This is a genomic window from Snodgrassella sp. W8132 (assembly GCF_016100865.1).
Taxonomy (GTDB): Bacteria; Pseudomonadota; Gammaproteobacteria; order Burkholderiales; family Neisseriaceae; genus Snodgrassella; species Snodgrassella alvi.
The window spans coordinates 714,161-728,811 of the sequence record NZ_JACFRQ010000001.1 but is presented as its reverse complement, the minus strand read 5'-3'; the positions used below and the strand labels follow the sequence as shown (position 1 = coordinate 728,811).

General features: G+C 41.1%; 14 protein-coding genes. 3 read left to right on the top strand and 11 right to left on the bottom strand.

The window, feature by feature from the left end:
- Positions 1-3 precede the first annotated feature (3 nt).
- From ispG to H3U82_RS03175, 11 genes are all read right to left on the bottom strand, one after another.
- The gene (gene ispG, locus H3U82_RS03225; RefSeq protein WP_084565188.1) at positions 4-1,272 is read right to left on the bottom strand and encodes a flavodoxin-dependent (E)-4-hydroxy-3-methylbut-2-enyl-diphosphate synthase; all 1,269 of its coding nucleotides are present in this window, start codon (positions 1,270-1,272) and stop codon (positions 4-6) included.
- Position 1,273: 1 nt separating this feature from the next.
- Complete coding sequence (locus H3U82_RS03220) at positions 1,274-2,164, bottom strand: RodZ domain-containing protein (RefSeq protein WP_198209179.1); 891 nt, start codon at positions 2,162-2,164, stop codon at positions 1,274-1,276.
- Positions 2,164-2,928 carry a type IV pilus biogenesis/stability protein PilW gene (pilW, locus tag H3U82_RS03215; RefSeq protein ID WP_041879487.1) on the bottom strand — a complete coding sequence of 255 codons (765 nt, stop codon included), beginning with the start codon at positions 2,926-2,928 and terminating at the stop codon, positions 2,164-2,166. The genes H3U82_RS03220 and pilW overlap by 1 nt, the downstream gene beginning before the upstream one ends.
- A gap of 4 nt (positions 2,929-2,932) precedes the next feature.
- Entirely contained in the window at positions 2,933-4,015 is a 1,083-nt protein-coding gene (rlmN, locus tag H3U82_RS03210) for a 23S rRNA (adenine(2503)-C(2))-methyltransferase RlmN (protein ID WP_041879482.1), read from the bottom strand.
- 99 nt (positions 4,016-4,114) lie between these two features.
- The gene (locus H3U82_RS03205) at positions 4,115-4,876 is read right to left on the bottom strand and encodes a hypothetical protein (RefSeq protein ID WP_198209177.1); all 762 of its coding nucleotides are present in this window, start codon (positions 4,874-4,876) and stop codon (positions 4,115-4,117) included.
- A 78-nt stretch (positions 4,877-4,954) separates the two neighbouring features.
- Positions 4,955-5,380, bottom strand: coding sequence for a nucleoside-diphosphate kinase (ndk, locus tag H3U82_RS03200; protein WP_037395070.1), 426 nt, complete (start codon positions 5,378-5,380; stop codon positions 4,955-4,957).
- A gap of 88 nt (positions 5,381-5,468) precedes the next feature.
- Positions 5,469-6,629, bottom strand: coding sequence for a cell division protein ZapE (gene zapE, locus H3U82_RS03195; RefSeq protein ID WP_110414262.1), 1,161 nt, complete (start codon positions 6,627-6,629; stop codon positions 5,469-5,471).
- A gap of 147 nt (positions 6,630-6,776) precedes the next feature.
- The gene (locus H3U82_RS03190) at positions 6,777-7,094 is read right to left on the bottom strand and encodes an integration host factor subunit beta (RefSeq protein ID WP_037395076.1); all 318 of its coding nucleotides are present in this window, start codon (positions 7,092-7,094) and stop codon (positions 6,777-6,779) included.
- Between the two features lie 6 nt (positions 7,095-7,100).
- The gene (gene rpsA / locus H3U82_RS03185; protein ID WP_025330813.1) at positions 7,101-8,786 is read right to left on the bottom strand and encodes a 30S ribosomal protein S1; all 1,686 of its coding nucleotides are present in this window, start codon (positions 8,784-8,786) and stop codon (positions 7,101-7,103) included.
- Between the two features lie 224 nt (positions 8,787-9,010).
- Complete coding sequence (gene cmk / locus H3U82_RS03180) at positions 9,011-9,685, bottom strand: (d)CMP kinase (RefSeq protein WP_198209174.1); 675 nt, start codon at positions 9,683-9,685, stop codon at positions 9,011-9,013.
- A 172-nt stretch (positions 9,686-9,857) separates the two neighbouring features.
- Positions 9,858-10,475 carry a hypothetical protein gene (locus H3U82_RS03175; RefSeq protein ID WP_084551121.1) on the bottom strand — a complete coding sequence of 206 codons (618 nt, stop codon included), beginning with the start codon at positions 10,473-10,475 and terminating at the stop codon, positions 9,858-9,860.
- A gap of 193 nt (positions 10,476-10,668) precedes the next feature.
- Between H3U82_RS03175 and aroA the strand changes: the two genes are divergently transcribed.
- From aroA to H3U82_RS03160, 3 genes are all read left to right on the top strand, one after another.
- Positions 10,669-11,982 carry a 3-phosphoshikimate 1-carboxyvinyltransferase gene (gene aroA, locus H3U82_RS03170; RefSeq protein WP_198209172.1) on the top strand — a complete coding sequence of 438 codons (1,314 nt, stop codon included), beginning with the start codon at positions 10,669-10,671 and terminating at the stop codon, positions 11,980-11,982.
- An 80-nt stretch (positions 11,983-12,062) separates the two neighbouring features.
- Positions 12,063-13,103 (top strand): Holliday junction branch migration DNA helicase RuvB, encoded by a 1,041-nt coding sequence (gene ruvB / locus H3U82_RS03165; RefSeq protein WP_198209170.1) that lies wholly within the window; start codon positions 12,063-12,065, stop codon positions 13,101-13,103.
- 91 nt (positions 13,104-13,194) lie between these two features.
- Positions 13,195-14,583: a phosphomannomutase/phosphoglucomutase gene (locus H3U82_RS03160; protein WP_198209168.1), complete on the top strand. Its 1,389-nt coding sequence runs from the start codon at positions 13,195-13,197 to the stop codon at positions 14,581-14,583.
- Positions 14,584-14,651: the final 68 nt, after the last annotated feature.

Below are 14,651 nucleotides of genomic sequence, written 5' to 3'. Positions count from 1 at the left end.
ATCTTATAAAGCCGTAATCGGAATCACTTTCGCTGTTTCCCGCTTTTTACCCTGCTCACCATAATTGGTCTGAATATATTCTTCTACTAAGGCCAGAAACTCTTCAGCCATATGTTCGCCTTTTAAGGTAGTTTTGCGCTCGCCATCCACATATACAGGAGCAACAGGTGTTTCACCCGTACCGGGCAAAGATATGCCAATGTCGGCGAGTTTACTTTCACCAGGCCCGTTAACAACACAACCCATAACCGCTACATTGAGATTTTCAACGCCCGGATATTGCAGCCGCCATACTGGCATTTTTTCACGCAAATACTGCTGAATATCCCGCGCCAGTTCCTGAAACACGGTACTGGTTGTACGTCCGCATCCGGGACATGCTGTTACCAGCGGCGTAAAAGAACGCAATCCCATGGTTTGCAGGATTTCCTGAGCAACTACTACTTCCTGAGTCCGCGCACTTCCCGGCTCAGGTGTAAGCGATACTCTAATGGTATCACCTATACCCTGTTGCAATAAAATAGCCAAAGCCGCAGTAGACGCTACGATACCTTTACTCCCCATTCCAGCTTCGGTTAAACCAAGATGCAGCGGATACATACAACGGGAAGCAAGGTTATGATATACCTCTATTAAATCCTGTACATTAGATACTTTACAAGACAATATAATCCGGTCAGCCGGTAAACCAAGACTTTCTGCCTTTTGCGCAGATTCCAGTGCAGAAACAATCAATGCTTCTTTCATAACTGATTCTGCAGGCTGGGGAGTTGCTAAAGCCAGATTATTGTCCATCATGCGCTTTGCAAGAGCCTGATCCAGCGAGCCCCAGTTTACTCCGATGCGAACAGCTTTATTGTGCTCTGCTGCTGTATGAATCATGAAAGCAAATTTTTCATCGCCCTTAACACCTTTACCCACATTACCCGGGTTAATCCGGTATTTTGAAAGTGCTGTCGCACAATCCGGATAATCTTTAAGCAGGCGATCGCCATTAAAATGAAAATCGCCAACTAAGGGGACATTACAGCCCATGTCATTCAGACGCTGGCGAATTTCAGATACTCTGGCCGCCGCCTGAGGTGAGTTAACTGTAATTCGAACCAGTTCAGAACCGGCATCTGCCAGTGCTTTTACCTGAATGGCTGTTTGTTCAGCATCAGCAGTATCAGTGTTAGTCATAGACTGTACTCTGACGGGTGCTTCAGATCCGATAACTACATGATCAATTTTTACTTGATAGGTTTTCCTTCGTACTCCAGCCAAGGTCATTTCAATTTCCACCTACCGTCATTGCTGCGGTTCTTTTCTTGTTTTGTTCAATAGCGATATCTTTGCCGGCAAACCGGATACTGGCACCAGGGGTATAACCAAGTATTACTTTATATGGAGCAGCTCCGCTAAACTGATGTGTACTACCGGGATCTACTACCTGACTAATAAGCAGCTTGCCATTTTTATCACTTACCTGTAACCAGCCTCTGTTTTCAAGTTTTATTACCAATTTATCTGAAGTTGATACAGCAGGCTGAGAAACTTGTGTATCTGTAGTATTGCTTGTACTAGCAGACTGACTGGCGGCAGTAACTTCGGTAACAGTCTGGGAACCGGTGTGTTCATTGTCCGTCATTGGTACAACACGAATATTACTGGCAGCGATATCACTAATAGAAGCTGTTTGCACAGATACTTCCTGACCCGCCGTAGCAGTTTGTCTGGCATTTTCAGATGTAGATTTAGTCTGCCATGCATATACCACTGCACTGATTAAAATTACTACCAATACAACAATCAGCCAGCGTGGAAAATGACGACGCTGCGGCTTACCTTTAAAATCAAGATCCGCAGAAACGACTTTATTATTGTCTGAAGTTGACAAATGACTGGCAGCAGGAAAAATCTGCTGAAAATATTGCTTCAGTTCTTTTTCATCTACTTCGAGCAAACGGGCATATGAGCTTAAAAAGCCTTTGATGAATACAGCTTCTGGCAAACCTTTATAGCTACCGCTTTCCATTGCCTCAATTTGCCGCGCCGGCAGTTTTAAACGTTCGGCAACTTCTCCTACAGACAGTCCTTTCTGTTTTCGTGCCTGTGAGAGTAATGTTCCCAGAGTAACTGCTGCATTTGGGCTGGACTCGGGGTTTTTGGTTTGCTCATTCATCAGAATTTTCCTGTAGAAACCTGCTCTAACTCAGCAGAATAAGGGAAATTATTACGCAGTTGTGCTTCATATTCGTAAGCGGCCTGCATATTACCCAAAGATCTTGCAATTCTCCACCCCAATAATAAATCATCAGCAGATAAGTTATTTATCTGACTCTGATACTGCTTAAACAGATAATTGGCATCCGAAGCATTACCTGCCAACAAATTATTACGAGCCATTTCTTTCTTTGCAGCAATAAAATTCGGATTAGCTGCCAAAGATCGTTCAAAATAGCTGTTAGCCAGCTGATACTGCCCCATTCGGCTACTGCAAATACCTTTATTGAACTGGGCAATTTCCGGTGTAGGATAAGTCGGATCAGCCAAAGCTTTATCAAAATAAGCTAATGATGCATTCGGCTTTTTCAAAACATCACACACAAACCAGCCATAGTTATTATTTACTTCTGCACTATCTGATGCTAATGACAAAGCACGCTGAAAACTCTCTTCTGCTTTTGCCGGTTCTTTTAAATACTGCCATATCTGAGCGCGTATCAACCATGCATCAAGTGAACTACTATTATTTTTTATCGCTTCATCAATTGCTTCAACAGCCTGACGGTAATTTTGATTTTTCAAATACTCTACCGCCAGCTGAGTTTTAATCTGTGCTACCTCTCTGGCTCGCTGTGCCGCTGTCGGTTTTTTGTTCATAGTCTGAGTAGCACAGGCTGATAATACCAGTGCACATAATAGAGTTAACCCCAATTTTTTCATCGAATCATCCCTGTACAAGTTGCCACTTTTGTTGTCGCTGCGTTTTATCTTTTACTTTTCCCGCAAGCTGACCACATGCTGCATCAATATCATCACCACGGGTTTTTCTGACTGTTACTACAAAACCTGCTTCCTGCAAAATTTCACGAAATACACGGATCCGTTCATTTGTTGAACGTTCAAACCCCGAATTTGCAAACGGATTAAACGGTATCAGATTAAATTTACACGGCACATCTTTAACCAGAGCGATTAATTCACGCGCATGTTCGGGAGCATCATTAATGCCTTTCAGCATAATATACTCAAAGGTAATAAAATCACGCGGTGCTTTTACCAAGTAACGCTGACATGCAGCCATTAACTGGTTAAGCGGATATTTCTTATTCAATGGAATGAGTTTATCACGCACCTGATCGTTAGAAGCATGCAGTGAAATAGCTAATGCTACAGGCATAACTTCTTTCAGGCGATCCATCTGGGGTACCATACCCGAAGTAGATACAGTTACACGACGACGTGATAAACCATAGCCATGGTCATCCAGCATGATACTTAATGCTGTCACCACATTATCAAAATTGGCTAATGGCTCGCCCATTCCCATCATAACCACATTGGAAATTACTCTTTCATCCTTAGGCGTAACACCAAGGGCTTTGTTAGCCCACCATAACTGCCCGATAATCTCTGCTGTGGTCAGATTGCGGTTAAAACCCTGTCTGCCGGTAGAGCAAAACATGCATTCCAATGCACAGCCTATTTGCGAAGAAATACATAACGTACCTCTGGTATCTTCCGGTATAAAAACCGTTTCCACACCATTACCAGTACCAACATCAAGCAACCATTTGCATGTACCATCAGCTGACTTTTGCTCAATCAGTAAATCCGGTACTTTCACTTCAGCATTATCCAGTAATTTATGACGCAAAGATTTAGCCAGATCAGTCATATCTGTAAAATCGGCTATCCCGCCTAAGTGCATCCAGCGCATCACTTGTCTGGCACGAAAAGGCTTCTCTCCCATCTGAGCAAAATGGGCAGTTAAACCGGGTAAGTCAAAATTTAGCAAATTGGTTTTCATCAGGGTAATACATTAAGTAAGCAATAAATAGTAATAACTGGTTTTCAGTCATTCTATTATGCTGATAATACAAATTTATTCAACAATCTATACAATTCTTTAATTTTTACCAGACAGATAATGCCATATTTTTTTCAGTGGTGTTTCCGTTTTCTTTTTCTGAACAATGACATTAAATAAACGACGATAGTGGTTTGGAGGACAAGTCAAAACTTCAGTAGCATGCCATCCGTCGGAAGTATTTTTAAATAAAAAACTGCTGTTATCGCGGATATCAAAACCTTCCACCGTTTCAAAATCACTGATATCAGGATTCGTTTTATCTGTTTTTTTACCGCCAAGAGCTAAAATAGAACCGCCCCACTCAATTTCCCAGTCGGCTGAAGTATTGAAATAAAAAATGTGTGTACCGATTTTATCAAGACTATCACAGTGAGGTGAAACTTCAGAACCAGTTTCACCTACATGCCATGCGTAACGAATAGTATATTCATTAAGATTCAAATAACGATTTAAAAATTCTAGATAAGGCTCCGATGTTTGTACCTCACGTACAAATTCCTGCCATACATTCGGCAACTGCTCAATTTTGGTTACACCAAGTCCGGCCCGATCATTTTTATGATAGATAGATTTTTCAAATGCCAGATAGTATCGATTATGAGGCCGCTGCCCGCTTTTTCCGCGCGGTCTGTTCACATGCTTTTCAAATAGATCCAGACTGGGAAAATTGTTATACAATTCATTAAATGCTTCGGGTAATAATATTTCTTTAAACAAATGATTTGGAAATGGTTTGGTTTCATTAAATTTCTGAACCGGAAGCGATTTCAAAACAGATAAATTAAAAAAATCAGACATTTTATTTCTCCTACTTGTATTTATACAAATTAGTCCACCTGTACAGGTGGACTAAGTTCAGTAAATTTATTTACAGTATTAACGAGCGCATAGCTCATCGGCTGCAAAAAAATATGCAATTTCAATAGCTGCATTTTCAAGGCTATCTGAGCCATGAACAGCATTGGCATCAATTGAATCAGCGAAATCAGCACGAATTGTACCTGCAGCGGCTTCTTTAGGGTTAGTTGCACCCATTAATTCTCGATTCTTGGCGACTGCATTTTCACCTTCCAGCACCTGAATCATCACTGGTCCGCTAATCATAAAACTTACCAGATCTGCAAAAAACGGACGTTCCTTATGAACAGCATAAAAACCTTCAGCCTCAGCTTGAGACAAATGTTTCATTTTAGCAGCAATAATTTTCAGCCCGTTATTTTCAAAACGGCTGTAAATCTGTCCGATAACGTTTTTAGCAACTGCATCAGGTTTAACAATAGATAATGTGCGCTCGATAGTCATATTTGTTTCCATAAATATTGAATATACTAATTTTTTGCCGCAAAATTGCTTCAAAAAACATATCTTGTCATTTTAACAAAATTCAGTCTTATTTAATATCTTTTCCTATACTTGCATTTTCACCATCAAGTGTTAAATGAGGTAAAGTTAAATATTCTTCTGAACGCATTTCTGTAAGACGGCTGGCTGTACGAGTAAACTCGTTGGCGAAATCGCCGTCTGTATAGATATCGTCTATAGCGACCTCGCAACTGGCACATAGCTTAATACGATAATCATATAAAACATCAATTAACCAGGTAAGCCGCCGTGCTTCAGCCATCTGACCAGATCCCATTTTGGGTATGTCTGACAAAATTAATACGCGAAATTTTTTTGCCAGTTCCAGATAATCATTTTGTGAGCGCGGACCACAGCATAATGTATTGAAGTCGAACCAGATTGTTGTATCAGAAATTGCTTTGTACGGTAATTTACGCCCAAGTATTTCAATTTCTCCGCCAGTAATTTCCTGTTCACCATTAATTTTGTGAAATAACTCTGTTAATTTTTGTTCACTACTTGCATCTGCTGGTATATAGAATATATCTGCGGGCTTTAATGTTCGCATTCGATAATCTTCACCACCATCTACATTTAAAATAGTCAGCTCTTTTTCAATTAGTGCAATAGTAGGCAAAAAGCTGGAACGATTCTGACCTTGCGGATAGAGCTCAGACGGAGCATAATTGGACGTAGCCACCATAACCACACCCTGCTCAAATAAGCCCTCAAGTAATCTTCCCAGAATCATGGCATCAGCAATATCACTGACATGAAATTCATCAAAACACAACACTCTTACTTCACGAGCAATATCCTGTGCGACTGCACTTAATGGATTAGTCTGACTATGATGATCTTTTAATCGTCCCTGTACTTCTGCCATAAAAGCATGGAAATGTACCCTGCGTTTGCGCCGATATGGTAAACATCCAAAAAAAACATCCATTAAAAAACTTTTGCCACGCCCGACTCCGCCATACATATACAAACCTTTCGGTGCACGCGGCGAACGCAGACTGCGCCCGAGAAAGCGGTTTCGTTTACGTTTGAACATCATCAACTCTGTCCAGAGTCTGTCCAGTTGTTTAATTGCACGTAACTGAGCTGCATCATGTATAAATCCGGGTTGCTGTTCTGCAGCCTGATACCAAGTAAGAGGACTTTGATTATTAAATTCGGGAGCAACAAAGACTGATGTGGTCATATAATTGATTTCTTCTGGATGTCAGAATTGTATTTAGCAAAAGTTAAAAGACGTAACCTTAGCACACCTACTTAACATCCGACCACCATAAAATAAAAATACGCCGCAGAAACTGCGGCGTTAACGTCTATCTAAAATAAAACAGAATTATTTATCTTTAGATACGAGAGCTTTGTCAACACGTTCACGTAATTCCTTACCAGGTTTGAAGTGCGGTACATATTTTTCCGGTACTGACACCTTTTCACCTGTTTTAGGATTACGTCCAACACGAGCTGGACGGTGATTTAAATCAAAGCTACCAAATCCACGAATTTCAATTCGCTGACCTTTAGCTAAAGCTCGAGTCATCGTATCAACAAGAATCTTAATACTTTGCTCAACGTCCTTAGCATTTAATACAGTACTATCATTATTAGCAGTATATAATTCCGCCAGGCGAATCATTAATTCCGACTTCGTCATAACCGCTTATTCGCTTTCACCAGATAATTTAGCTTTTAACAAATCACCCAGGCTGGTAGTACCGGCTGAAGCATTGTTGTTAGTAGACAACGAACGCATAGCAGCACTGCTTTCCTGAGCATCCTTAGCTTTAATAGACAGATTGATATTGCGATTTTTACGATCTACCGTAGTAATCACAGCTTCAACATCATCGCCTTCTTTCAGGACATTGCGAATATCCTCAACACGATCATTTGAAACTTCTGATGCGCGCAGATAGCCTTCAACATCATCAGCCAATGCAATAACAGCACCTTTAGCATCCAGTGATTTCACTTTACCGGTTACGATGCTGCCTTTGTCATTTACGCTGACATAATTACTGAACGGATCGCCAGCCAGCTGTTTTACACCCAAAGAAATACGTTCTTTGTCAACATCAATGGCCAGAACTACAGCTTCAACTTCTTCACCCTTCTTGAACTGACGTACAGCTTCTTCGCCACCGTCTGTCCATGACAGATCAGAAAGATGAACCAGACCATCGATACCGCCAGGCAAGCCGACAAATACACCAAAGTCAGTAATGGATTTCACAACGCCTTTGATTTTATCGCCTTTTTCATGGTTGGATTCGAATTCCTGCCATGGGTTAGCCTGACATTGTTTCATACCCAGAGAGATGCGGCGACGATCTTCATCAATTTCAAGAATCATCACTTCTACTTCATCACCCATCTGAACTACTTTGCTTGGATGAACATTCTTATTAGTCCAATCCATTTCAGAAACGTGTACCAGACCTTCGATGCCCTGCTCGATTTCCACAAATGCACCATAATCAGTCAGATTGGTAACTTTACCAAACAGACGGGTACCCTGCGGATAACGACGGGCCAGACCATTCCACGGATCTTCACCCAGCTGTTTCAAGCCCAGAGAAACGCGGCTGCGTTCCTGATCAAATTTCAATACTTTAGCTTCAACTTCCTGACCAACTTCCAGCACTTCGCTTGGATGTTTAACACGGCGCCATGCCAGATCAGTAATATGCAGCAGACCGTCGATACCACCCAGATCAACGAAAGCACCGTAATCGGTAATGTTTTTCACAATACCTTTTACTACTGAACCTTCTTTCAGGTTTTCCAGCAAGGCTTTGCGTTCTTCACCAAGAGTTTCTTCCAGAACAGCACGGCGTGAAACCACAACATTGTTACGGCGTTTATCCAGTTTAATTACCTTGAATTCAATTTCCTTGCCTTCAAAGTGAGAAGTATCTTTAACCGGACGTACATCAACCAGTGAACCAGGCAGGAATGCGCGGATACTGTTAATCATCACAGTCAGTCCGCCTTTAACCTTACCATTAATCACGCCAGACAGAATTTCACCATTTTCCATAGCTTCTTCCAGCTTGATCCAGTCAGCAGCACGTTTGGCTTTTTCACGTGACAGCTTGGTTTCACCAAAACCGTTTTCCACAGATTCAATAGTTACGGTGACAAAATCGCCAACCTTAACTTCAATCTCGCCCGCTGCATTTTTGAACTCGCTCACATCAATCAGAGATTCTGACTTCAGACCGGCATTCACAGTGACGAAATTATTGTCTATGGCAACAACTTCTGCGGTGATGACTTCGCCGGGATTCATCTCTTGCAAGGTGAAACTTTCTTCCAGCAACTGGGCAAAATTTTCCATAGTCATATATTTATGTTCTCAAACAGGTATCGTCAGGGGATACAAAAGTTAGTTAATCAAAACCGGCACACCCTGACTGTGCCAGTCAAACCATATAATTACTGCTGACATCCATTACAAGCCTGTCAGCATAAAAACATGTAAAACAATTATTTAGTACAAAATCCAAACATTTTCAAATATTAAAATGCTAAGAATGCTAGTACAAAAAGCTTAATTATAACCTAATTTTAGATTTTTCGATACCAATCAAGTACTTTTTTCACACTTTCTTCAATATTAAGAGAAGAAGTGTCTAAAATTTTTGCATCACTGACTGGCTTAAGCGGTGCCACAGTACGCTGACGATCCGCCTGATCACGTGTTTCAATATCAGTAAGAATTTGCATAAAGTCCGGACCATCAACAGCTAGCCCTAACTGCAAAGCCCGCCGCTGCGCCCGTACTTGTGCACTGGCTGTAAGAAATATTTTGAGTTCAGCTTGCGGAAATACAACAGAAGCCATATCCCTTCCGTCAGCAACCAGTCCTCTTGGAGTTAAAAAATCTCGCTGACGCTGCAACAATGCAGTCCGCACTTCAGGCAATGCCGCAATAGCTGATGCACCCATGCCAATACTTTCTGTCCGTATAGCTGAAGTTACATCCTCATCATTCAGAATAATTGAATCATTCTTGAAAACTACCGGAAGCTCTTGTGCAAGAGCAGCCACTTCATGTTCGTTATGCCAGCTTATATCCTGTTGCTGGGCATATAGTGCAGTTAACCGATAAAGCGCCCCTGAATCCAGATAATCTCTGGACAAAATAGCCGCCACCCGTGCTGCTACCGTTCCTTTTCCAGATGCACTGGGACCATCAATTGCAATTACCTTTAATCGCGGTTCTGATTGTATTGCAACCATATTAGTACCTTTTAACAAGCTCTTTTCAGCCTTATAGATTGCCTGAATTATATTTATATATCATAAAATTCGTTTTAAACACAAACTGATATCATTTATATCAAAAACTAATGAGCCATCAGACTGGTTAGCAAACTCTGATGGCTCAATTTTTATCTGAATCAATAAAATATTACACCTTAACCTGCTTTAAAGATTTTTTCATCTGCATAATTGTTCGCCATTGCAATACTGCAGAGACAGTAAATAATGCAAGCATAAACGGACATTCATACAATTCTTCAAGCATATCATCATAAACCGGATTTAACAAAATAAACTGTGCAATCCATCGGCCACGCTCAATTGCATCAGCCAGCAGAAAGCCGGCTGCAGCCAAAAGGAAATTCCATACAGGAAATGGTTGATGGTAATAATACTGGATTCCTGCACGCAGCCGCGGCCACAGCAACATTAAAATCAAACCTAAAATCAGTACAGCAGCAATTCCATGATACACAGCATGAGAATATCCGGAAAAAGTTTGCCTGCCCCAATTCTGATCACGACCCAGCAATACCAACCACCATAATGATGCCCAGAGCCAGAATGCTTTCTCTTTTCCTTTTAAACCACTGCATAAAGTTGAAAGTAAAGTAAATAAAAAACAAAATAGCAGAAAAATGGTTTGTGTATTTTCTACATAGGATACCCAGTCAGGATTGATATGTAATTGCTGAACAAAAGGAACAGCCAGTATCATTAATAACCAAACTGTACTGGGTTTAGACCAGCGCCAATCAAAATTCATATTTATACTTACTAAATTAATATATTAATATATTTGCTATTATAACCAATATTACTGCTGCTCAGCTAAATTATACTCCTTCATGGTTCCAGATTTTATGTATATTTATCCTGTTTGCGATTGATATGCATATCCCACAGTACAATTAACTGATAAACTTTCAATCAAATACTTCAAATTTACCAATTTATACATGAAGACCTTGCATTTAAAAGCCTGTACCTGTCATCCTGCCAGTATTAATCTGCCCGGCTCCAAAAGTATCAGCAACCGCACCTTACTCCTTGCTGCATTGGCGGATAATGTCAGTGAAATTTATGATTTACTTGATTCAGATGACACCCGCTATATGCTGGAAGCACTGAAAACACTTGGCGTTAGAGTTGAACATCTTCCCGTAAACAGTACTAACTCTGGTTTAAATATCAGAATATATGGTTGTCAGGGTAAATTCCCTAAACAGAAAGCTGATTTATTTCTTGGTAATGCAGGTACTGCATTCAGACCATTAACAGCAGTACTGGCGATAACAGGCGGTGAATATTATTTACATGGTGTAAATCGTATGCATGAACGTCCTATCGGCGATTTGGTTAATGCATTGCGAATGACAGGTGCCGAGATTGAGTATAAAGGACAAAACGGCTTTCCGCCATTACAAATTCATGAAATCCGGCAACAGAATACTGATCATATTAGTGTTAAAGGTAATGTTTCCAGCCAGTTTTTAACTGCATTACTCATTGCCCTACCATTAATAGGTAAAAAGTATACTATCGAAGTTACAGGTGAATTAATTTCTAAACCTTATATCGCAATTACTCTGAATCTGCTCAAACAGTTTGGAGTAGACGTTGAACATGATCATTATCAGACATTCAGACTGAATGCAGGACAACATTACCATGCTCCGGCTCAAATTTATGTGGAAGGAGATGCCTCCAGTGCTTCCTACTTTCTTGCTGCCGGTCTGATTTCAGGAAAACCTATTCGTGTCAATGGTATAGACAATCAAAGTATTCAAGGTGATGTAGCATTTGTGCAAGAGCTTGAAAAAATCGGAGCAACTGTACACTGGGGTAAACAATTTATTGAAATATCCCGTGCCCCACATCAGAACATTCTGCCTTTTGATATTGATGCTAATAATATCCCTGACGCAGCTATGACACTGGCTATCGTCGCTCTTGCCAGCAAAAGTACCTGTCATATTCGCAATATTGCCAGCTGGCGTGTTAAAGAAACTGATCGAATCAATGCCATGGCTTGCGAATTACGTAAACTAGGTGCCACAGTATTAGAGACTGAAGACAGCATCAGTATTACACCACCGGCAAAATTACATTCAGATATTCATATTAGCACTTATGATGACCACAGAATGGCCATGTGTTTTTCACTTATCAGTTTACTGGGAACACCTGTTTATATTGATGATCCGCAGTGTGTCAATAAGACCTTCCCAGAATATTTTCAGGTTTTTGCCAGCATGTGTACACCTGTTTAAAATCATAACTTTACTTAGTCTGTTTTCTATTTACTCAGGTTTCAGTTCAATATTGATATAATTTATTTTTTTATTTACTCATGTTACAAACAGACCAACTATCAGGCGCACAGCCACAACGCGTCATCAGCCCGCAGACAGCTTCAGCACAGGAAGAGCTACTCGAACGAGCTCTGCGTCCGCGTGCGTTATCAGATTATATAGGTCAGCACAAATCCAAAGAGCAGCTTTCAATATTCATTCAGGCAGCAAAAATACGGCACGAAGCTCTGGATCATACTTTATTGTTTGGTCCTCCGGGACTTGGTAAAACCACTCTGGCACATATTATTGCTCATGAACTTGGCGTCAATTTACGTCAGACATCGGGACCTGTACTCGAACGCGCAGGCGATCTGGCCGCACTGCTTACCAATCTGGAACCGCATGATGTACTTTTCATTGATGAAATTCACCGGCTGAATCCTGTAGTAGAAGAGATATTGTATCCGGCACTTGAAGATTATCAGCTGGATATCATGATTGGTGAAGGACCCGCTGCGCGTTCAGTTAAAATCGATCTTCCGCCATTTACTCTGGTCGGAGCAACTACACGCGCCGGCATGTTAACAAACCCATTGCGAGATCGTTTCGGTATAGTTTCACGTCTGGAATTTTATAATAATGCAGATTTAACTACGATTGTGAGCCGATCGGCTCAGCTGCTGCAACTCAAAATTGATAATACCGGAGCGGCAGAAATAGCCAGACGCAGTCGCGGCACACCGCGTATCGCTAATCGTCTGCTCAGACGCGTACGAGATTATGCAGAAGTAAAACATCAGGGTGAAATAAATGCTGTTACAGCAGATGCGGCTTTAAAAATGCTGGATATTGACCAGTCCGGACTGGATGTTATGGACTGTAAATATCTGGAAGCAATTTTATACAAATTTTCAGGCGGACCTGTCGGCTTGGATAATATTGCCGCAGCAATTGGTGAATCAACTGATACCATCGAAGATGTTATCGAGCCTTATTTAATTCAGCAAGGATTCTTACAGCGCACGCCGCGAGGACGCATGGCCACTGAATTAAGTTATAGTCATTTTGGTTTACCTACATCCGGCAATAAAGCTTAATTGTTGCACCAATATTCCGGTTTTATCTTCAAATACCAATAAAATATAAACATACCTCGATCCAAATACAGGAACAAACAAGGAAAAACACATGAATACCAAACAGATAGATGCCGGCATATTCAAAGCATATGATATCCGCGGCATCGTAGATGTTTCACTGAATAAAGATACTGCCGAACTGATTGGCCGTGCTATTGCCACAATAGCCCTCAGCAAAGGAGTTGATCAGATTGCAATAGGACGTGACGGCCGTTTGTCCGGTCCGATTCTGGCAACAAGTCTGATTCAGGGCATTACTGCCTGTGGTATCAATGTAATCGATATAGGTATGGTTGCCACACCAATGCTGTATTTTGCAGCTGTTGAACATTGCCAAGGCAGCGGCATCATGATTACAGGCAGTCACAATCCGCCCGACTATAATGGCTTTAAAATGATGCTGGTTGGAACTACTCTAGCTGGAGATGATATTCAGGCTTTACGTAAAATTATCGAATCCGACGAGCTTGCCGCTCAATCTGAACATACCGGTAATGTTGTTCCCTTACCTATTGCATCAAAATATATTAATTATATAACTAATCATGTTCAGCTCCAGCGACCAATGAAAATTGTTATTGATGCCGGAAACGGTGTAGCTGGAGCCTATGCCGGCGATTTATATCGCGCTCTGGGCTGTGAAGTACAGGAATTATTTTGCGAAGTAGATGGCAATTTTCCCAATCATCACCCTGACCCGGCTAAACCTGCTAACTTACAGGATTTAATTCAGGTACTGCAAAAAAGCGATGCCGAAATCGGACTAGCCTTTGATGGAGATGGTGACCGTCTTGGTGTTGTAACAAAAGATGGACGGATTATCTATCCTGACCGTCAGCTAATGCTTTTTGCTGCTGATGTTCTCGCACGCAATCCGCAAGCAAAAATTATCTATGATGTAAAATCCACCAGATTATTAAAACCCTGGATTGAACAGCATGGTGGCGAAGCTATCATGAGCAAAACTGGTCACAGTTTTATCAAAGCAGCAATCAAGGAACACAATGCATTATTAGCCGGTGAAATGAGTGGTCACGTATTCTTTAAAGAACGCTGGCTAGGCTTTGACGATGGATTATATGCCGGCGCACGTATGCTGGAAATTTTATCCAGACATGAAAATCCTTCTGCTGTTTTGAATGATTTACCTGAAGGAGTTTCTACACCAGAACTGAATATTGCTGTTCCGGCCGGACAAACCGGACATGAAATTATTTCCAGTCTGGCACAAAATGCACGATTTGAAAATGAGATTGAGCGCATCACTATAGACGGACTGCGTGTGGAATTTAAAGATGGATTCGGCCTGATGAGAGCTTCCAATACCACTCCTGTACTAGTATTACGCTTTGAAGCTGATAATCAGCAGGCTTTAGCCAATATTATCGCTCAGTTCAAAGCAGTTATTGCTCAAAATCCGGACTTAAACTGGGACTGAATTTTCTTTAGTCCAATAATTTTCTGACTTAGAATATATAAAAGTAAACGGCTACATAAAGTAGCCGT